We start from the raw sequence: 20189 nt of genomic DNA, 5'->3' as shown, positions 1-20189 counted from the left end.
GGACGAGAGGCGAGCGCGTAAAGCAAACGAACACCCTCCCAAAACCGCCGGTGGCCTCAAGCCCCCGGCGGTTTTTTTTATGGCCTGACGAAACCCACTCCAACAAGGAAGCACCCATGAGCACGAACACTGCCCCCGCCAGCGACAGCTGGTATGCGAACGTCGAAAAAACCAGCAAGACCGACGACGAACGCATCAAGGACATCAACGTGCTGCCCCCTCCCGAACATCTGATCCGCTTCTTCCCGATCCGCGGCACGCCTGTCGAAACCCTGATCGAAGGCACCCGCCGCAGCATCCACAACATAATGGCGGGCAAGGACGATCGGCTGCTGGTGATCATGGGGCCGTGCTCCATCCACGACCCGGCCGCGGCGCTCGAATACGCCCGCCGCCTGAAGGTCGAGCGCGAAAAATACGCCGGCACGCTGGAAATCGTGATGCGCGTGTACTTCGAGAAGCCGCGCACCACGGTCGGCTGGAAGGGCCTGATCAACGACCCGTACCTCGACGAGAGCTTCCGCATCGACGAAGGCCTGCGCATCGCGCGCCAGCTGCTGATCGACATCAACCGCATCGGCCTGCCGGCGGGCAGCGAATTCCTCGACGTGATCTCGCCCCAGTACATCGGCGACCTGATCGCCTGGGGCGCCATCGGCGCGCGCACGACCGAAAGCCAGGTGCACCGCGAACTGGCTTCCGGCCTGTCGGCGCCGATCGGCTTCAAGAATGGCACGGACGGCAACATCCGCATCGCCACCGACGCCATTCAGGCTGCGGCGCGCGGCCACCACTTCCTGTCGGTGCACAAGAACGGCCAGGTCGCGATCGTGCAGACCAACGGCAACCCCGACTGCCACGTGATCCTGCGCGGCGGCAAGGCACCGAACTATGACGCCGCCAGCGCCGAGGCGGCCTGCAAGGACCTCCAGGCCGCCAAGCTGCCGCCCACGCTGATGGTCGACTGCAGCCACGCCAACAGCTCGAAGCAGCACCAGAAGCAGATCGACGTGGCGAAGGACGTTGCCGCGCAGATCGCCGGCGGTTCGAATCGCGTGTTCGGCGTAATGGTCGAAAGCCATCTGCAGGCCGGTGCCCAGAAGTTCACGCCGGGCAAGGACGAGCTGTCGGGCCTCGAGTACGGCAAGAGCATCACCGATGCGTGCCTGGGCTGGGAAGATTCGGTGCAGGTGCTCGACACGCTGTCGCAAGCGGTCAAGCGGCGCCGGGGCTGAGCGCCTGACTCTGCTAGAGCATGCCGGCCAGGTCGGGCCAGTGGTGCCGCATCGATGCAGCCTCGTCGCTGTTGGGCGGCACCATCGAGAAATCGGCAAAGTCGAAGCCAGGCCCGACCATGCACGCAACCAGCGTGTAGTCGCCAGCCGAGTGGCTCTGGATCGGGCGCGCGGCCTGCCACTGGCCGGCGAGCACCACATGCTGCGGCCGCGTGCCGTGGGCGTCGACCGGGCCCAGCTTCACGTGGGCCGGCGCGGTCCGCATCGCGGCGTCGCAGGTCCAGAGCGCCAGCGGCACGCCTTCCAGATACACCCAGGCCTCGTCCGACAGCACCCGGTGCCAGCGTGACTGCTGGTCGGCTTCCAGCAGGAAGTAGATGCTGGTCATCGCATTGCGGCTTGCACGGCCGTCGGCAGGCAAGACGGTCGCCGCCGAGCGGAACACTTCCTTGTACCAGCCGCCTTCCGGGTGGGGCTGCAGCTTCAGGATTTCGATCAGTTCCTGCGCGCGGGACAGTGGGGTGAGGGCCATGGGCTCATGATGCCGCCGCGGCCTTCAGCGCGGCAAGCAGTTTGTCGTGCACGCCGCCGAAACCGCCGTTGCTCATGCAGACGATGTGATCGCCCGGCCGTGCCGCGGCCACGATCTGCTCCACCAGCGGTTCGATGGCTCCTGCCAGCTGGGCGCGCTCGCCCATCGGTGCCAGCGCAGCGGCGACGTCCCAGTCGAGCCCGGCCGTATGGCAGAAAGACAGATCGGCCGACTCCAGGCTCCAGGGCAACTGCGCCGCCATGACGCCCAGCTTCATCGTGTTGCTGCGCGGCTCGAAGGCCGCGAGGATGCGCTCGCTTTTCTTGCCGGCGGCATCGAGCTTGTTGCGCAGGCCGTCGAGCGTCGTGCGGATGGCCGTGGGGTGGTGGGCGAAGTCGTCGTAGACGGTGATGGCGCCGCCGCCGCTCTCCACGGCGCCCCGCAGCTCCATGCGCCGGCGCACGTTGCGGAAGCTGCCGAGCGCGCGGGCCGCTTCGGCGGGCGGCACGCCCACATGATCGGCAGCGGCAATGGCGGCGAGCGCGTTCATCTGGTTGTGCAGTCCGGAGAGTTCCCACTCGACCCGTCCGACCACCTCGCCCTGGCGCAGCACGTCGAAGGCGTCGTGCGAGCCTCGCGCCTGCCATTCACCGCCGGCGCCGAAGCGTGCGAGCTCGCTCCAGCAGCCTTGGGTCAGCACGCGCCCCAGGTTTTCTTCGGTGGCGTTCACCACCAGCCGCCCAGTGCTGGGCACGGTGCGCACGAGGTGATGGAATTGCCGTTCGATGGCGGCGAGATCATCGAAGATGTCCGCGTGATCGAACTCCAGGTTGTTCAACACCGCGGTACGCGGCCTGTAGTGCACGAACTTGCTGCGCTTGTCGAAGAAGGCCGTGTCGTATTCATCGGCCTCGATCACGAAGGCCGAGCCGTCGCCCAGCCGGGCCGACACGCCAAAGTCCAGCGGCACGCCGCCCACCAGGAAGCCCGGCGCCTTGCCGCCTTTTTCCAGCACCCAGGCCAGCATCGAGGTGGTCGTCGTCTTGCCGTGGGTGCCGGCGACGGCCAGCACATGGCGGCCCTGAAGCACATGCTCGGCCAGCCATTGCGGGCCGCTGGTATAGGGCTTGCCGGCGTCGAGGATCGCTTCCATCAGCGGGAACTTGGGGCTCCCGTCGGGCAGCCGGGCGCGGGACACCACGTTGCCGACCACGAACATGTCGGGCGAAAGTTCAAGCTGGTCGGCGCCGAAGCCTTCGATCAGGTCGATGCCGAGCGAGCGCAACTGGTCGCTCATGGGCGGGTACACGCCGGCGTCGCAGCCCGTGACCCGGTGGCCTGCCTCGCGCGCCAGGGCGGCGAGTCCGCCCATGAACGTGCCGCAGATACCCAGGATATGAATGTGCATCGGTCGATTCTAGGGAAGCGACGTGCGGTGCCTGCCCGGCCGCAGGGCCTTTGGCCTGCGCTTCGTACTGATGTTCATCTAAGGGAAGCCCACTGGGGGCAAAATGCCCGAATGGACACGTCCAAGCGTGAAATCGCCGCTTCCGCAGCCCGTCTCGTCGTCGAGGAGGGGCTTGAGTACGGCCCGGCCAAGCGCCGTGCACTGCGTGACCTCGGCCTGTCGGCGCGTACCCCGCTGCCGAACAACGACGAAGTCGAGGCCGAGGTGCGCGAGTACATCGAGCTGTTCTGCGCCGACACCCAGCCGCAGGAGCTGCACGCGCTGCGCCTTCTGGCGCTCGAGTGGATGGAGCGCATGGCCGCTTTCCGCCCGCATGTCGGAGGCGCCGTGTGGCACGGAACGGCCACCCGGCTGTCAGACATTTATATTCAATTGTTCTGCGATGATTCCAAGTCGGCCGAAATCGCGCTGATCGATCACCACGTGGATTACGAACCCCGCATGGTGACCGGCTTTCATGGCGAGCAGGTCGAGGCCCTGAGCGTGCATGCCCCGAGCCGGGCGCTCGGCGAGGAAATCGGCGTGCACCTGCTGGTCTATGACCTCGACGACCTGCGCGGAGCCCTGAAGCCCGACGCCCAGGGGCGCACGCCGCGCGGCGACCTGCCCGCATTGCGCCGACTGATTGAACGAGAAAAGGACAAGTGAATGACTTCTTCGCCCACCCGACGCGGCATGCTCTATGCCGGCGTGGCGGCTGCCGCGGCGGCCGCCGGACTCGGTGGTGCCTGGTGGAAGGAGCGCGGAAGCAGTTCGGCCGGCGGCGAGCAACTGGATACAGCGTTCTGGGGTCAGAGCTTCGAGCGGCCCGAGGGCGGTGACCTGGTCCTGTCGAGCCTGCGCGGCAAGCCGCTGCTGCTGAACTTCTGGGCGACCTGGTGTCCTCCCTGTGTCGAGGAAATGCCCATGATCGACGCCTTTTTCCGCGAACATGGTTCCAACGGCTGGCAAGTTGTCGGATTGGCCATCGACCAGCCCAGCGCGGTGCGCAAATTCCTGCAGCGCACGCCGGTCACCTATCCCACCGGCCTGGCGGGTCTGCAGGGCACAGAACTGGTCAAAAACCTGGGCAACACAGGCGGCGGGCTGCCCTTCACGCTGGTGCTGAATGCGAACGGGTCGGTGGCCGCTCGTAAAATGGGCAAGCTGGAAACCACCGATCTGGACACTTGGCGGCGCGAACTGGTTCGTGGTTAGAATCCCGTCCTTCCGCTGGCGTTAGCCGCCAAACGCCGAAAATCGCCGATTTTCGGACAAGTTATATCCCAAAGACCGGCAAAGCCGGCACTGGAGTCTCATGGATCTGCGCAAACTCAAGACACTGATCGATCTGGTGTCCGAATCGAATATTTCCGAACTGGAAATCACCGAGACCGAAGGCAAGGTTCGCATCGTCAAGGGCGGCGGCGCCGCCCCGGTGCAGTATGTGCAAACGCTGGCAGCGCCTCAGGCTGCTGCAGCACCGGCCGCAGCCGGCGCTCCTGCTGCGGCACCTGCCGCGGCCAGCGCACCGGTGGCCGAAGCCGCGCCTGCCGGCCATGCCGTGAAGTCGCCGATGGTCGGCACCTTCTACCGTTCGTCCAGCCCGGGCGCTGCTGCGTTCGTCGAGGTCGGCAGCAAGGTGAACGAGGGTGACACGGTCTGCATCATCGAAGCGATGAAGATCCTCAACGAAATCGAGGCCGACAAGTCCGGCACGATCACCCAGATCCTCGGCGAAAACGGGCAGGCGGTCGAATACGGCCAGCCGCTGTTCATCATCGAGTGACCATGTTCAAGAAGATCCTGGTTGCAAACCGGGGGGAGATTGCCCTCCGGATCCAGCGCGCCTGCAGCGAACTCGGCATCAAGGCCGTGATGGTGTATTCCGAGGCCGACCGCGACGCCAAGTACATCAAGCTCGCCGAAGAAGCGGTGTGCATCGGCCCGGCCCCGTCGGCGCAGAGCTATCTCAACATGCCGGCGATCATTTCGGCCGCCGAAGTGACCGATGCCGAAGCCATCCACCCCGGCTACGGCTTCCTGAGTGAGAACGCGAACTTCGCCGAACGCGTGGAGCAGAGCGGTTTCCAGTTCATCGGCCCGACGCCCGACAACATCCGCACGATGGGCGACAAGGTCTCGGCCAAGCAGGCCATGATCAAGGCCGGCGTGCCTTGCGTGCCCGGCTCCGAGGGTGAGCTCTCGGACGACGCGGCCACCAACAAGCGCATCGCCCGCGCGATCGGCTACCCGGTCATCATCAAGGCGGCAGGCGGCGGCGGTGGCCGCGGCATGCGCGTGGTGCACACCGAGGCGGCGCTGGTCAACGCGATCCAGATGACCAAGGCGGAAGCCGGCGCGGCCTTCAACAATGCGGCCGTGTACATGGAGAAGTTTCTCCAGAACCCGCGCCACATCGAGATCCAGATCCTTGCGGACAAGCACAAGAACGCCGTCTACCTGGGCGAGCGCGACTGCTCCATGCAGCGCCGCCACCAGAAGGTGATCGAGGAATCGCCCGCGCCGGGCATTCCGCGCAAGCTGATCGAGAAGATCGGCGAGCGCTGCGCGGCCGCCTGCAAGAAGATCGGCTACCGCGGCGCCGGCACCTTCGAGTTCCTCTACGAGAACGGCGAGTTCTACTTCATCGAGATGAACACGCGCGTGCAGGTGGAGCATCCGGTGACGGAATTCACCACGGGCATCGACATCGTCAAGACGCAGATCATGGTCGCGGCCGGCGAGAAGCTGCCGTTCACGCAGCGCCAGATCCAGATGCACGGCCACGCCATCGAGGTGCGCATCAACGCCGAAGACGCCTGGAAGTTCACGCCGTCGCCGGGCCGCATCACCATGTGGCATCCGCCGGGCGGCCCTGGCGTGCGCGTCGACTCGCATGCGTACACCAACTACTTCGTGCCGCCGAACTACGACTCCATGATCGGCAAGATCATCGTGTACGGCGACACGCGCGAGCAGGCCATGGCCCGCATGCGCACGGCGCTCAACGAAACCGTGATCGAAGGCATCCAGACCAACATCCCGCTGCACCGCGAGCTGATGGTCGATTCCAAGTTCATGACCGGTGGCACCAACATCCACTATCTCGAAGAGTGGCTGGCTGCACACAAGCGCTGACCTGGAAAGACTGCGATGTTTGAACTCCGCCTGATGGCGCCGGAAGACCGGGTCGAAACGCTCAGCGATGCGCTCGATGCACTCGATGCACTGAGCGTGTCGGTGGAAGATGCCGACGCGCAAACCGACGCCGAGCAGGCGCTGTTCGGCGAACCCGGCATGCCGCCGCCCAAGGATGGCTGGCAGCGTTCGCGCGTGATCGCGTTGTTCCCCGACGAGGCGGCCGCGAAGGATGCCGCGTCGGTGCTCGCGCTGCAGGACTTCTTCGAGGGCTGCGAGGTGCTCGGCATCGGCGTGGTACCCGAGCAGGACTGGGTGCGGCTCACGCAATCGCAGTTCGCGCCGGTCGAGATCACGCCCGAGTTCTGGATCGTGCCCACCTGGCACGAGCCGCCCGAACAGGCCAGGGAAGTGATCCGGCTGGACCCGGGGCTCGCCTTCGGTACCGGCACGCATCCCACCACCCGCATGTGCCTGCGCTGGATCGCCGCACGGCAAGGCGGCCTGGGCGGCCAGCGCGTGCTCGACTACGGCTGCGGCTCCGGCATCCTGGCCATCGGCGCGGCGAAGTTCGGCGCGGCCGACATCGACGCCGTCGACATCGACGAAGCCGCGGTCTCGTCGACCAAGCTCAATGCGGAGGCCAATGGCGTCCAGCTGAAGGCCGGACTGCCCGAGGCGGCCAAGGGCCACTACGACACCGTGCTCGCGAACATCCTGGCCACGCCGCTCAAGGTGCTTGCGCCACTGCTGCGCAGCCACGTGAAGGCCGGCGGATCGCTGGTGCTGGCCGGCATCCTTGAGCGCCAGGCGGACGAATTGAAAGAGGCCTACGCACCGTACGCCGCGCTCGAAGTCAGCGACACCGAGGATGGCTGGATCCTCATGACCGCGCGCTGCTGAGCCGCCGCTTCGCGCCCCTCACGCGGCGAGGGCCCGACCCTACAATCGCCCCGTCATGAGCCTCGTCACGCGCTGCCCCGCCTGCACCACCACCTTCAAGGTGGTGCGCGACCAGCTTCGCATCTCTGACGGCTGGGTGCGTTGCGGGCGCTGCAGCCACGTGTTCGACGCCACGCTCGACCTGCATGAAGCGCCTGATGGCGCAACCGCGGGTGCGTCGCCTGCGATGCAGGGTGGGTACATGCCTGGCTTGGTCGAATCGTCGAGCGAGCCGAAGACTGCGCCGTCACCGGTGCCTGTGCCTCCGCCTCCGGCCGCGGCGCCCGTCCAGGCGGCGGAAGACGCCGATTTCTTCGACGACGAGCCCGAACACCAGCATCGGCAAGATTCGTCCCCCAAGACGCCATCGCCATCGCTGCCGCCGGTCGTCATGCCTCCGCTGCCATCGCCGCTCGACTTTTCCCTGGCCTTGCCAGAGCACGGCATTGCCGCGGACGAGCCCTGGTCCGATCTCGACAACACCGAGCCCGCGTGGAAGCCGCCGCAGAGCTCGCTGCCCCCGTTTCCGAGCATCGACCTCAACCTGGCATCTCCGCCGCCTTCACCACCTCCGCCGGCGCCGCCGCTGCCCGTCAAGCCGCAAGCCGCCAGGATGCGCACGCTCGTCGAGCGCGCCAGCGACGACGGGGAGGGCGAGCGAGAGCAGGAAGAAAAAGACCACGACCAGGTGCAGATGCAGAAGGCGCTGCGCCGCGCCCGCATCAAGTCGGCCAAGATCGCGAGCGCCAAGGCTCGTGAGGAGCGCGCGGCCGCAAAGGCGGCGAGCTCGGCTTCCGTGGTGCAGGCCGTGGAGACCGAGAGCGAGCCCGACTTCTCTTTATCGTCCACCTTCGAGCCACCGCCGGGGCATCCGCTGTCCGAAGAAGACGATCCGGCCGACGCATCGCCGGACTTCTGGCAGCGCAAGGGTGTGCGTGCAGTGCTTGTGCTGCTGGCGGTGCTCGCGGTGTTGCTGCTCGTCGTGCAGGTCATCCGCCATGAGCGTGACGGTATCGCCGCGCGTCAACCCAATCTGCGTCCCGCGCTGGCGGCGTTATGCCAGTACACCGGCTGCGAGCTCGCGGCGCTGCGCCAGATCGGCGACATCGTGATCGATGGCGCCGCCTTCGCGCGCGAGAAGAGCGGCAGCAACGACTACCGCCTGAGCTTCACCTTGCGCAACGGCGCGACCGTGCCGCTAGCGATGCCTGCCGTGGAGCTGTCGCTGCTCGATACGCAGGAGCGTGCCGTGGTGCGCCGCGTGCTCATGCCTGCCGACTACGGTGCCCCTTCCGTGCTGGCTGCGCGGGCGGACAGGGCGGCTTCGCTGCCGCTGACGCTGTCGGCCTCGGAAGCCGCGGTCCTGCCGCCCATCGCGGGCTACCGCGTCGAGGCCTTCTATCCTTGAGCGGGGCGCTCGCACGCGTCCTTTGCTTTTTTCATTCCTTCAACCAACGGCTCACCCATGGCAGCAGTAATTTGCGGTTCCCTCGCGTTCGACACGATCATGACCTTCGAGGGGCGGTTCGCCGACCAGATTCTTCCCGACCAGTTGCACATCTTGAATGTGTCGTTCCTGGTGCCGACCCTGCGGCGCGACTTCGGCGGCTGTGCCGGCAACATCGCCTACAGCCTCAATGCGCTCGGCGGCTCGGCCCTGCCGATGGCCACGCTGGGCAGCGACGGTGCTTCGTACCTCGAGCGCATGCGCTCGCTGGGCATCAGCACCGAGTTCGTGCGCGAGCTCGACGACACCTTCACCGCGCAGGCGATGATCATGAGCGACATCGACAACAACCAGATCACCGCTTTCCACCCCGGCGCGATGCAGCAGGCGCACGTCACCAAGGTGGCCGCGCGCGAAGACATCAAGCTCGGCATCATCGCGCCTGATGGGCGTGACGCCATGCTGCAGCACGCGGAGCAGTTTGCCGCAGCCGGCATTCCGTTCGTGTTCGACCCGGGCCAGGGCCTGCCGATGTTCGACGGCGAGGCGCTGCGCCACTTCGTCGAGCTTGCGAGCTGGGTGGTGGTGAACGACTACGAAGGCAAGATGCTGTCGCAACGCACCGGCTGGAGCCTGGCCGAGATCTCGCAGCGCGTGCGCGGCCTGGTGGTCACGCTGGCGGCTGACGGCTGCGAAGTGTGGACCGACGGTGTTCGCGAACACGTGCCGGGTGTGGTGCCGACGGAGGTGGTCGAGCCCACCGGCTGCGGCGATGCATGGCGCGGTGCGCTGCTGTTCGGCCTGGAAAAGGAATGGCCACTGGCGCAGTGCGCGGCGCTGGGCAATCGCATCGGCGCGCTCAAGATCGCGCAGCGTGGCCCGCAGAACTACCAGGTCGATCGCAAGGCGCTGGGCCTCTGATCGTCGCGGTACGCCGCCCCCCGACACCCAATAAAAAAGCCCGACACCGTGAGGTGTCGGGCTTTTGCGCCTTCAGGGCCGCTGAAAAGACTCAGGGCTTGCTGGCCGTGGGAAACGGCCAGGCAGCTTGAGGATTCAGCGTCGTTTGCGCAGCAGGAGCAGCAGCAGGTGCTACGGCAGCCTTGGCCGGCGCTGCTGCCTTGGCAGCCTTCTTCGCAGCAGGCTTCTTGGCAGCAGCGGCAGGCTTGGCAGCGGGCTTTTTCGCGGCTTTCTTGGCCGCGGCCTTTTTCGCAGGCGCCTTCTTGGCAGCAGCCTTCTTCGCAGGCGCCTTCTTGGCGGCGGCCTTCTTGGCAGGAGCCTTCTTCGCAGCAGCCTTCTTGGCCGGGGCCTTCTTCGCTACGGCCTTCTTGGCAGGAGCCTTCTTGGCGGCGGCCTTCTTGGCCGGTGCTGCCTTCTTGGCCGCTACCTTCTTCGCCGGCGCCTTCTTGGCGGCTACCTTCTTGGCAGCGACCTTCTTGGCCGGTGCCTTCTTGGCGGCTACCTTCTTTGCCGGTGCCTTCTTTGCAGCCACGACCTTCTTTGCCGGAGCCTTCTTTGCAGCGGCTTTCTTAGCCGGCGCTTTCTTTGCAGTTGCCATTTCTATTTCTCCTTGATCAAGTTGAAAAAATCAACCTATTGAAGCACTCCACGCACGTTGGGTAGCGTGAAGCGATTCATGGCGTTGGAATCTGAGCCCCAGCACCATGAACACCTGAGCCCTCGTCCATGCCGCGCTCTATGACGCGATCGGTGGCAAGGGCAATTCTTGAATTCATTAATTCTTGTCGAAAGATTCAATCCCAGGAGAGCGCACCACCCGACTGGTACTCGATCACGCGGGTTTCGAAAAAGTTGCGCTCTTTCTTCAGGTCAATCATTTCGCTCATCCAGGGGAACGGATTTTCCTCGTTCGGGAAGAGCGTTTCGAGGCCGATCTGCTGTGCACGCCGATTGGCGATGTAGCGCAGGTAGCCCTTGAACATGGAGGCATTCATGCCGAGCACGCCGCGAGGCATGGTGTCTTCGGCGTATTTGTATTCGAGCTCGACGGCCTTCATGAAGAGGGCCTTGATCTCTGCCTTGAACTCGGGGGTCCAGAGGCCGGGGTTTTCGAGCTTGAGCTGGTTGATCAGGTCGATGCCGAAATTGCAGTGCATCGACTCGTCGCGCAGGATGTACTGGTACTGCTCGGCGGCGCCGGTCATCTTGTTCTGGCGGCCCAGCGCGAGGATCTGCGTGAAGCCGACGTAGAAGAACAGCCCTTCCATCAGGCAGGCGAACACGATGAGCGACTTGAGCAGCGTCTGGTCGGTCTCGTGGGTGCCGGTCTTGAAGTTGGGGTCGCTGATGGCGTCGATGAACGGGATCAGGAACTGGTCCTTCTCGCGGATCGACGGCACTTCGTTGTAGGCGTTGAAGATCTCGCTCTCGTCCAGGCCGAGCGACTCGACGATGTACTGGTACGCGTGCGTGTGGATCGCTTCCTCGAAGGCCTGGCGCAGCAGGAACTGGCGGCACTCGGGAGCCGTGATGTGGCGATAGGTGCCCAGCACGATGTTGTTGGCGGCCAGCGAGTCGGCGGTCACGAAGAAGCCGAGGTTGCGCTTGACGATGCGGCGCTCGTCTTCAGTCAGGCCGTTCGGGTCTTTCCAGAGCGCGATGTCGCGCGTCATGTTCACTTCCTGCGGCATCCAGTGGTTGGCGCAGGTGGCGAGGTACTTTTCCCACGCCCACTTGTACTTGAAGGGCACCAGCTGGTTGACGTCGGTCTGACCGTTGATGATGCGCTTGTCGGATGCCTTGACGCGCTGGGTGGCCGCAGGCGTTGCTGCTGCAGGCTGTGCAATCGACGAAGTCGGAGCATCCACCGAACGGCCTGCGGAAAAACCGCCGGTCGATGCGTGGTGCTGCTGCAATCCTTGTTGCATATCCTTTGGCAAGGAGGGCTTGACTTCTTCGTCCCAGGTCAACATAGAAAAATCCAATGCTCAAATTATCGGAGTAACGATGTGAGTTGCAAAGTGCTCGTTCACATCGCACGCCATTTATGTGGTTGTTATGTTGCTCGCATGCATCGTGCGATGTCAGTCAATGGCTTCATCGAGTGACCGTCGCGCGACTTTCGCATGCACCTCGCTGATTCAACGAAGCGCCGGAAGACGCTTCGATTCACTCATCACTGGCAGGCTTCGCAGGTCGGATCGTCCACGCCGCAGAACGCGATGTCGGTAGCGGGGATCGCGTTCATCTGTGCCTTTGCTGCTGCAGCAGCGGCTTCGAGCGCGCTCATGCCCGAAGGTGCATCGCTGCCCGACGACACCGCGTTGAGCCGGCCCGATTGCACCGTCGACTTCTCGGCGTGCGTCGCGCTCTGCGTGCGCAGGTAGTAGGTCGTCTTCAGGCCGCGCAGCCATGCGAGCTTGTACGTGTCGTCGAGCTTCTTGCCCGATGCGCCGGCCATGTAGATGTTCAGCGACTGCGCCTGGTCGATCCACTTCTGGCGACGCGCGGCGGCTTCCACCAGCCACGTGGTCTCCACTTCGAACGCGGTGGCGTAGAGCGCCTTCACGTCTTGCGGCACGCGGTCGATCGGACGCAGCGAGCCGTCGAAGTGCTTCAGGTCCATGACCATCACGTCGTCCCACAGGCCCAGGCGCTTCAGGTCGCGCACCAGGTAGTGGTTGATCACGGTGAACTCGCCCGACAGGTTCGACTTGACCGACAGGTTGCCGAAGCAGGGTTCGATCGAGGCGTCCACGCCGATGATGTTCGAGATGGTCGCGGTCGGAGCGATGGCCACGCAGTTCGAATTGCGCATGCCGTCGGCCTTGATCTTCGAGCGCAGCGCGTCCCAGTCGAGGGTGGCCGAGCGGTCGACCTCGACGTAGCCGCCGCGTGCCTTTTCCAGCAGGTCGAGCGAGTCGATCGGCAGGATGCCCTTGTCCCACAGCGAGCCCTTGTAGCTCGAGTACTTGCCGCGTTCGCGCGCCAGGTCGGTGGAGGCCCAGTAGGCGTGGTAGCAGATGGCTTCCATCGACTCGTCGGCGAACTGCACGGCCTCTTGCGAGGCGTAGGGAATGCGCAGTTCGTACAGCGCGTCCTGGAAGCCCATCAGGCCCAGGCCGACCGGACGGTGGCGCAGGTTGGAGTCACGCGCCTTCTTCACGGCGTAGTAGTTGATGTCGATCACGTTGTCGAGCATGCGCATCGCCGTGGAGATCGTCTTCTTCAGCTTTTCCTGGTCGACCTTGCCGTCCTTCAGATGCTGCAGCAGGTTCACCGAACCCAGGTTGCACACGGCGGTTTCGGTGTCGCTGGTGTTCAGCGTGATCTCGGTGCACAGGTTCGACGAGTGAACCACGCCGGCGTGCTGCTGTGGCGAGCGCACGTTGCAGGCGTCCTTGAACGTGATCCAGGGATGGCCGGTCTCGAACAGCATCGTGAGCATCTTGCGCCACAGGTCGGTCGCCTGGATGGTGCGCGCGGGCTTGATGTCGCCGCGGGCAGCCTTCTCTTCGTAGGCCACGTAGGCCTTTTCGAATTCGGCGCCGAACAGGTCGTGCAGGTCGGGCACGTTCGAGGGCGAGAACAGCGTCCAGGTGCCCTTTTCCATCACGCGGCGCATGAACAGGTCGGGGATCCAGTTGGCGGTGTTCATGTCGTGCGTGCGGCGGCGGTCGTCGCCGGTGTTCTTGCGCAGCTCCAGGAACTCCTCGATGTCGAGGTGCCAGGTTTCCAGGTACGTGCAGACGGCGCCCTTGCGCTTGCCGCCCTGGTTCACGGCCACGGCCGTGTCGTTCACCACCTTCAGGAACGGCACAACGCCCTGCGATTCGCCGTTGGTGCCCTTGATGTGGCTGCCGAGCGCGCGAACGCGGGTCCAGTCGTTGCCCAGGCCGCCGGCGAACTTCGACAGCAGCGCGTTTTCCTTGATCGACTCGTAGATGCCGTCCAGGTCGTCGGGCACGGTGGTCAGGTAGCAGCTCGACAGCTGCGAGCGCAGCGTGCCGGCGTTGAACAGCGTGGGCGTGCTCGACATGAAGTCGAACGACGACAGCACTTCATAGAACTCGATGGCACGGGCTTCGCGGTCGATTTCGTTCAGCGACAGGCCCATGGCCACGCGCATGAAGAAAGCCTGCGGCAGCTCGATGCGGGTCTTGCGCACGTGCAGGAAGTAGCGGTCGTACAGGGTCTGCAGGCCGAGGTAGTCGAACTGGTTGTCACGCTCGGCCTTCAGCGCCGCGCCCAGGCGGGGCAGGTCGTACTGCAGCAGCTTTTCGTCGAGCAGGTCGTTGTCCACGCCCTTCTTGATGAACTGCGGGAAGTAGTCGGCGTAGGCGGTGGCACGCTCGGCCGGCATCACTTCGCGGCCGATGATTTCCTTGAAGATCGTGTGCAGCAGCAGGCGCGCGGTGGCGAAGGTGTAGTCGGGATCCTTCTCGATCAGCGTGCGGGCGGCCAGGATCGAAGCCTTGTAGACCTCGTCGAGCGGCACGCCGTCGTACAGGTTGCGCATCGTCTCGGCGACGATCGGCGCGGCGGTGATGCTCTCGCCCAGGTTCTCGCAGGCGGACTCGATCAGGCCCTTGAGTTCGTTGATGTCGAGCGCGACCAGCTCGCCGTTGTCCAGCACGTGCAGCGCGGGCGTGGCCGGCGCTTGTTGCTCGCCCTGCTTCGAACGCTCCTGCGTGCGGCGTTCGCGGTACAGCACGTAGGCGCGCGCGATTTCATGATGGCCGCCGCGCATCAGGCCGAGTTCGACCTGGTCCTGCACGTCTTCGATGTGGAAGGTGCCGCCGCCCGGACGCGAGCGCACCAGCGCGCGGATCACGCCTTGCGTGAGCACGTCCACCGTCTCGCGAACGCTGGCCGAAGCCGCGCCCTGCGTGCCGTGCACGGCGAGGAAGGCCTTCATCATCGCGATGGCGATCTTGTTCGGCTCGAAGGGCACCACGGCGCCGTTGCGGCGGATGATCTGGTAGTGGGCCAGGTTCTGGATGTTGGGGGAGCCGGCAGTGTCTCGCTGCTGCTGCAGTGGCGTCGAGGGAACGGCACGCGGGGTCGATTGGGGGGTCAGGGCAGTTTGCATTCGCTTCCTCTCGGTTGGCAATTCTTGTTGGATGGCGACGCCGGGGCGGGGCGCCGCGCCGGTGTTGATGACCGGACGTTGGACACTATATCTAGGGTGTCGGGGGTGTACAACCCACTAGATGTAGCGTTTTCTTCTCGATACAAGCCTTGCTGGCATCTCTTTCGGCGTAGGACACCACCAGAGATGCCGCATGAATACTGGCCTATGGTTGCGCAAGCCGCATGGGGCGTGGCTTGCGAGCCGATTTGGGCCTGCAAGGCGCATGGTTGCTTGATCGAGCGGCCGACATTTTCGCATTGCTGCGGCGCATGATCCGCGCATCGCGAGCCGTCGCGCGATTGAAAAAATTAGCGCTGCACCACCTGTGCAGGAAACATCTGTGGACTCCAGCCCAATTGCTCGCGCAGCAGGCGCCAGTCGAAACCGGCGCCGGGGTCTTGCTTGCGGCCCGGCGCGATGTGCTCGTGGCCGGCGATGTGGGCGATGGGATAGTGCTGCGCGATCGCGGCGCACAGGCTCGCGAGCGTCTCGTATTGCGGCTCGTCGAACAGCTGGCCCTCGAGGCCCTCGAGCTCGATGCCGACCGAGTCGTCGTTGCAGTTGCCGCGGCCGCGCCACGACGACACGCCGGCATGCCAGGCTCGGTCGTCGCAGCTCACGAACTGCCAGAGCTCGCCGTTGCGGCGCACGTAGAAATGCGAGGACACCTCGAGCCCGCGGATCGACTGGAAGTAAGGGTGCGCGTCCCAGTCGAGCCGGTTGGTGAAGAGCCGCTGCACCGCGTCGCCGCCGTACTCCCCGGGCGGCAGGCTGATCGAATGGATCACGACGAGGTCGGTCTGCGCGCCGGCGGGGCGGGGGCCGAAGTTCGGCGAGGGCAGCGCCTTCGCGAAGCGGTACCAGCCGGCCTGCCAGAGTGCGCCGTCGCCGTTGCCGCCTGCGTTGTCTTCAATCGTCGGCATGGCTGCTCGCGCCATCGTCGCCGTTGGGTGTGGTGATGCCCAGGCGCGCGATGCGGTAGCGGATCTGGCGCAGGCTCATGCCGAGCCGCGCGGCGGCGGCTGTGCGGTTGAAGCCGCTGTCATGCAGCGCGCGCACCAGAATCTCGCGCTCCTGCTGGTCGAGGTAGGCCTGCAGGTCTGACGGCAGCGGCGGCGGCGCGGGCTTGGGCGGCGCGACCGGCGCGGGAGCTGGCATGAGCATGGCGGGCGTCGTGATCTCCTGCATCAGCGGCGCCGGCGCGGACGCGGCGGCTTCGGCGGAGGCGGTGAAGCCGCCCATCAGGTCGAGGTGCAGTTCGTCGCCGTCGTTCAGCGCGACCGCGCGATGCAACAGGTTCTCGAGTTCGCGCACGTTGCCGTCGAGCGGATGCAGGCCGAGGCGGCGCAGCAGGTCGTCCGACAGGTGCGGCACCGGCATTCCGGCGTCGTGCGCGATGCGCGAGAGCAGCGCGGCGCACAGCGCGGGCAGGTCTTCGCGGCGGTCGCGCAGTGCGGGCACCGCGATTTCGATGACGTTGAGCCGGTAGAACAGGTCTTGCCGGAAGCGGCCGGCCTGCACTTCGGAATGCAGGTCCTTGTGGGTGGCGCTCACGATGCGCACGTCGACCGCATCTTCCTGCGTGGAGCCGATCGAGCGCACGCTGCGCTCCTGGATCGCGCGCAGCAGCTTCGACTGCATGGCCAGCGGCAGGTCGCCGATTTCGTCCAGGAACAGCGTGCCGCCGCGTGCGGCCTGGAAGTAGCCGTCGCGGTCTTGCGCCGAGCCCGTGTAGGAGCCCTTGCGCGCGCCGAAGAATTCGGCCTCGAGCAGGTTCTCGGGAATCGCGCCGCAATTGACCGCGACGAACGGGCCGTCGCTGCGCTGGCTGCAGGCGTGCACCGCGCGCGCCACCAGTTCCTTGCCGGTGCCGGACTCGCCGCGCACCAGCACCGGCGCCATGCCGCGCGCCACCTTCGCGATGCGCGACTTGACGAGGCGCATGGGCTCCGAATCGCCGACGAGCCGCTCGAGCGCGGCGGCACCGCTGTCCGACATGGCCACCACCGGCGCATCGTTGCCCGCGGCCACGACCGGCGCCGACTTGGCCGGCTGCTGCGCCGCGTTGCGCGCCTGCACCGCGGACGCCACCACGGCGCGGAACTGCTTGAGATCGACCGGCTTCGTGAGGTAGTCGAAGGCACCGGCCTTCAGCGCCTCCACAGCGTTTTCGGCCGAGCCGTAGGCCGTCATCACCACGCAGCGCTCGCTGCGCTGGTCTTTCTGGATGCGATGGATGATTTCCATGCCCTGGCCGTCGGGCAGCCGCATGTCGGTGATGACCGCGTCGAAGCGGCCCGCCTCCAGGTGCTGCCACGCCTCGGACACGCTGCCCGCGGCCTCGACGCGATAGCCCTCGCGCAGCAGCGTCAGCTCGTACAGCGTGCGCAGGTCGGGTTCGTCGTCGATGACCAGGATCTGCGCCGGCCGCTGGGTGGAAGGGGTGGGAATGCTCACGGCGCTATTGTGTCAGCCGGTTTTCGCTGGCGGCGAAGCTCACGAAGAATTCGTTGCCCTCCGGACCGCCCTGGACCAGCGCGCGCCGCTCGTAGCCGATGGTGGCGCCGTGGCGCCGGCACAGCTCGCGGCACAGGAACAGGCCGAGTCCGCTGGAGCGGCTTTCCGACGAGAAGAATGGTTCGAACAGGTGCCGCTGCACCGCAGGCTCCAGTGGCGCGCCGTCGCTCCATACCATCAGGGCGGGGCGGCCCGGGGTGCCGCGCTGAAGGCTGGTCAGCACCTGGATAGAGCCTTCGCGCTTGCCGGCGTAGCGCGACGCGTTGTCGAGCAGGTTCACCAGCAGCCGGCGCAGGTGCTCGGCGTCGAAACGCACGTCGCTGCCGGCCGCATCGAGCGACACCTGCACGCCCTTGCGCTGCGTCTGGCGGATCCACTCCTCGGCCAGCACATGCACCGCAGGGTCGAGCACGACCTGCTCGCCCAGCGACAGCACGCGCTGCTGGCGCGCCCGGGAAACATCGAGCACATCGTCCACGATGCGCGCGAGCCGCTGCGCGTTGTGCTGCACCATGCTCGTGAGCTTGCGGTGCGCGGGGTCGGTCAGGTCTTCGTTGAGCAGCGCGCTGGCCTGCGTGATGGCGGCCAGCGGATTGCGGATTTCATGCGCGACGGCGGCGGACATGCGGCCCATCGCCGCCAGCTTTTCGGTGCGGATGCGTGCCTCGAGTTCGCGCAGGTCCTGCAGGAACATCACGCACATGCTGTCGAGCCGCCTGTCGCCGGCGGGTGTGAGCCGGGTGCGCACGCGCACCTCGCGCGCCGCGCCGCGTGCCTGCGCGACCGGGATTTCTTCCGACTGCGGCGCCCGGCGCGCGAAGGTCTGGCGCGCCAACGCGGCCAGCGCGTGCCAGGCGGGCTGTGCGTGCAGGGGGAAAGGCAGCGTCAGCTTTGCCAGCCCCTGCCCGAGGATCGCGTCGGCCGCCGGGTTGGCTGCATGCACCAGCCCTTCGGCGTCGATCACCAGCACGCCTTCGCTCAGTGTCTCGATCACCAGGTCGTTGACCTGCGCCTGCATCTGCGCGCTGCTGCGGTTGCGCTGCGCCACCGCTTCTTCGCGCGCGAGCCGGCGGGCCAGTTCGTGCGCCAGCAGGGCCACCACGAAAAGCCCGGTGCCGGTGAGCGCCGCCTGCACGAAGCGGCCCGACGAGTCGACAGGCTGCTGCAGCCAGTGCCAGCCCGCGTCGGCCAGCAGCAGCAGCGTGACGGTGGACGTGGTGCCCAGGCCCACCACCACCGTGCCGAGCACCGCGCTCATGAGCACAGGCAGCGCGAACAATGGCGTGTAGTTGACGTTGCCGCCCTGCATGACCTGCAGCGTGGTGAAAGCGGCCAGGTCGACGCCGACGGTGAGCAGCCACGGCGCGGTGAAGCCCCGGATCGGCGGCTGCAGGCGCGTGTAGCGCATGGTCAGCCAGGCAGTGACCAGGTAGACCGCGGAAATTCCGATGGCCAGCGGCTGCATCGTCTGCCCGAGCGCAAAGGCCACGCCCTGAAGCAGCACCAGCACCAGCGCGACAAAGCAGCGCGCGGCCATGAAGCCGCGCCACAGCCGGATGAGTGCGGTGCTTTCGCTGCCGCCGAGCTCGAGCACGTCCCAGTCCGTGACAGGCTCGCCGCGCGACCAGAGGGGAGAACTCATTGGCGAAGGCGCCGCGCGTGTTCAGCGATTCGCCGTGGCGGCGTCGCGATGCGCGGTGCTGCAATAGACGGCGCCGCCGGGGCCGGCGATGGCGTCGGTCGCGGGCAGGTGCAGGCCGCAATGGGCGCAGCGCACCATGGCTTGCGGCGGTCCGACCGGGGTGGGCGAGCGCTGCTGCGCCTTGGCCGCGCGCTCGCGCATCGCGTCGCGCATTTCTTCGCGCCGGTTCTTGCGCCAGAGCCAGATCGCGACCCAGAGCACCGCGAGGACGAGGAGGTATTTCATACAGGGGGACGAGCCAGCACCACTTCGAGCACGAAGCGCGAGCCCACGTAGGCCAGCAGCAAAAGTGCGGAGCCGGCATACAGCACGCGGCGTGCGGTGCGGCCACGCCAGCCGAAGCGGACCCGGCCGATCAGCAGGACGGCGAAGGTGAGCCAGGCGAGCACCGAGAAGGTGGTCTTGTGGTCCCATTTCCAGAAGCGGCCGGCGGTGCCGTAGAGCTGCTCGCTGAACAGCAGGCCGGCCAGCAGCGTGGCCGAGAGCAGCACGAAACCGGCGGTGACGAAACGGAAGGTGAGGCGTTCGAGCGTGAGCAGCGGCACACCACCCTGGTGAGGTTCGGCGGTGGCCAGGCGGATCTGCTTTTCGGCGCGGGTGATCAGCCAGGCATGCACGACCGCTGCGCCGAACAGGCCGTAGGAGGCGATGCCCAGCGCCAGGTGCAGCGGCAGCCAGGGCGAGGCAGAGACGTGCAGCGGCGTGCCCGCGAACAGGATGGCCAGCAGCACCGCAGCCGCGCCCAGCCAGGCAAGCGCGCGCCTCACCTTGAGCTGGGGATACATGCGGCTTTCGATCGCATAGACGGTGAGCACCAGCCACGCCGTGACCGACAGCGCGGGCGCGAAACCGAAGCGCGGCTCGCTGCCCATGAGGCCGTGGGCCAGTGCCAGGGCGTGCAAAAGCCATGCAATGCCGAGGGCCCATTGGGTCGCCTGGCGGCTCATCCGGGCCCCGGTCGCGGCGACAAATCCGTAGGCCACGGCGGTGGCGATGCCCAGCGCCACGCCGAGTGGAGAGGGGATCGCTAAAATCATCGGTGAAGTGTAATGGCTCGCCCCCAGGCTTCGCGTTGCTGCGCCTGCCCTACCGGGGGCAACGCCAGCGGCCCGGCGAAGCCGGTTCCGCGGTG

The 20189-nt window shown here is 66.3% G+C and carries 18 protein-coding genes; 8 read left to right on the top strand and 10 right to left on the bottom strand.

Going from position 1 to position 20189, the window contains the following annotated elements:
• The first annotated feature begins 116 nt into the window (after positions 1 to 116).
• A complete protein-coding gene (locus tag ACQY8B_RS19710; RefSeq protein ID WP_422088251.1) occupies positions 117 to 1235 on the top strand; it encodes a 3-deoxy-7-phosphoheptulonate synthase in 1119 nt (372 codons plus the stop codon).
• 13 nt (positions 1236 to 1248) lie between these two features.
• On the opposite strand, the gene ACQY8B_RS19705 is transcribed toward ACQY8B_RS19710, so the two are convergent.
• A complete protein-coding gene (locus ACQY8B_RS19705; protein ID WP_422088250.1) occupies positions 1249 to 1767 on the bottom strand; it encodes a cupin domain-containing protein in 519 nt (172 codons plus the stop codon).
• Positions 1768 to 1771: 4 nt separating this feature from the next.
• A complete protein-coding gene (mpl, locus tag ACQY8B_RS19700) occupies positions 1772 to 3175 on the bottom strand; it encodes a UDP-N-acetylmuramate:L-alanyl-gamma-D-glutamyl-meso-diaminopimelate ligase (protein ID WP_422088249.1) in 1404 nt (467 codons plus the stop codon).
• A gap of 111 nt (positions 3176 to 3286) precedes the next feature.
• Between mpl and ACQY8B_RS19695 the strand changes: the two genes are divergently transcribed.
• From ACQY8B_RS19695 to ACQY8B_RS19665, 7 genes are all read left to right on the top strand, one after another.
• Positions 3287 to 3883: a hypothetical protein gene (locus ACQY8B_RS19695; RefSeq protein WP_081270205.1), complete on the top strand. Its 597-nt coding sequence runs from the start codon at positions 3287 to 3289 to the stop codon at positions 3881 to 3883.
• Positions 3884 to 4432, top strand: coding sequence for a TlpA family protein disulfide reductase (locus tag ACQY8B_RS19690; RefSeq protein ID WP_422088248.1), 549 nt, complete (start codon positions 3884 to 3886; stop codon positions 4430 to 4432).
• 100 nt (positions 4433 to 4532) lie between these two features.
• Entirely contained in the window at positions 4533 to 5003 is a 471-nt protein-coding gene (gene accB, locus ACQY8B_RS19685) for an acetyl-CoA carboxylase biotin carboxyl carrier protein (protein WP_422088247.1), read from the top strand.
• A 2-nt stretch (positions 5004 to 5005) separates the two neighbouring features.
• Complete coding sequence (gene accC, locus ACQY8B_RS19680) at positions 5006 to 6355, top strand: acetyl-CoA carboxylase biotin carboxylase subunit (RefSeq protein WP_108135768.1); 1350 nt, start codon at positions 5006 to 5008, stop codon at positions 6353 to 6355.
• Positions 6356 to 6370: 15 nt separating this feature from the next.
• Entirely contained in the window at positions 6371 to 7258 is an 888-nt protein-coding gene (gene prmA, locus ACQY8B_RS19675; protein WP_422088246.1) for a 50S ribosomal protein L11 methyltransferase, read from the top strand.
• A gap of 55 nt (positions 7259 to 7313) precedes the next feature.
• A complete protein-coding gene (locus tag ACQY8B_RS19670; protein WP_422088245.1) occupies positions 7314 to 8705 on the top strand; it encodes a zinc-ribbon and DUF3426 domain-containing protein in 1392 nt (463 codons plus the stop codon).
• Between the two features lie 57 nt (positions 8706 to 8762).
• On the top strand, positions 8763 to 9665 hold the full coding sequence (locus ACQY8B_RS19665; RefSeq protein WP_422088244.1) for a carbohydrate kinase family protein: 903 nt from the start codon (positions 8763 to 8765) through the stop codon (positions 9663 to 9665).
• Positions 9666 to 9756: 91 nt separating this feature from the next.
• Here ACQY8B_RS19665 and ACQY8B_RS19660 read toward each other — a convergent pair whose 3' ends face one another.
• The 8 genes from ACQY8B_RS19660 to ACQY8B_RS19625 all read right to left on the bottom strand — a co-directional run bounded on the left by ACQY8B_RS19660 (position 9757) and on the right by ACQY8B_RS19625 (position 20094).
• A complete protein-coding gene (locus ACQY8B_RS19660) occupies positions 9757 to 10302 on the bottom strand; it encodes a histone H1-like DNA-binding protein (protein ID WP_081270249.1) in 546 nt (181 codons plus the stop codon).
• 196 nt (positions 10303 to 10498) lie between these two features.
• Positions 10499 to 11677 carry a ribonucleotide-diphosphate reductase subunit beta gene (locus tag ACQY8B_RS19655; protein ID WP_081270250.1) on the bottom strand — a complete coding sequence of 393 codons (1179 nt, stop codon included), beginning with the start codon at positions 11675 to 11677 and terminating at the stop codon, positions 10499 to 10501.
• Between the two features lie 203 nt (positions 11678 to 11880).
• Complete coding sequence (locus ACQY8B_RS19650; RefSeq protein ID WP_422088243.1) at positions 11881 to 14796, bottom strand: ribonucleoside-diphosphate reductase subunit alpha; 2916 nt, start codon at positions 14794 to 14796, stop codon at positions 11881 to 11883.
• 350 nt (positions 14797 to 15146) lie between these two features.
• On the bottom strand, positions 15147 to 15761 hold the full coding sequence (gene ampD, locus ACQY8B_RS19645; protein ID WP_422088242.1) for a 1,6-anhydro-N-acetylmuramyl-L-alanine amidase AmpD: 615 nt from the start codon (positions 15759 to 15761) through the stop codon (positions 15147 to 15149).
• The gene (locus tag ACQY8B_RS19640) at positions 15748 to 17295 is read right to left on the bottom strand and encodes a sigma-54-dependent transcriptional regulator (RefSeq protein WP_422088241.1); all 1548 of its coding nucleotides are present in this window, start codon (positions 17293 to 17295) and stop codon (positions 15748 to 15750) included. The genes ampD and ACQY8B_RS19640 overlap by 14 nt, the downstream gene beginning before the upstream one ends.
• A 4-nt stretch (positions 17296 to 17299) precedes the next feature.
• Complete coding sequence (locus tag ACQY8B_RS19635) at positions 17300 to 18997, bottom strand: two-component system sensor histidine kinase NtrB (RefSeq protein WP_422088240.1); 1698 nt, start codon at positions 18995 to 18997, stop codon at positions 17300 to 17302.
• A 21-nt stretch (positions 18998 to 19018) separates the two neighbouring features.
• Complete coding sequence (locus tag ACQY8B_RS19630) at positions 19019 to 19282, bottom strand: PP0621 family protein (RefSeq protein ID WP_422088239.1); 264 nt, start codon at positions 19280 to 19282, stop codon at positions 19019 to 19021.
• On the bottom strand, positions 19279 to 20094 hold the full coding sequence (locus tag ACQY8B_RS19625) for a cytochrome C assembly family protein (RefSeq protein ID WP_422088238.1): 816 nt from the start codon (positions 20092 to 20094) through the stop codon (positions 19279 to 19281). Before ACQY8B_RS19625 ends, ACQY8B_RS19630 begins: the two co-directional genes overlap by 4 nt.
• Positions 20095 to 20189: the final 95 nt, after the last annotated feature.

Source organism: Variovorax sp. (genome assembly GCF_965279555.1).
Classification (GTDB): domain Bacteria; phylum Pseudomonadota; class Gammaproteobacteria; order Burkholderiales; family Burkholderiaceae_C; genus Variovorax.
Note: the sequence above shows the minus strand (reverse complement) of the source record. Positions and strands in the feature narration are given on the sequence as shown.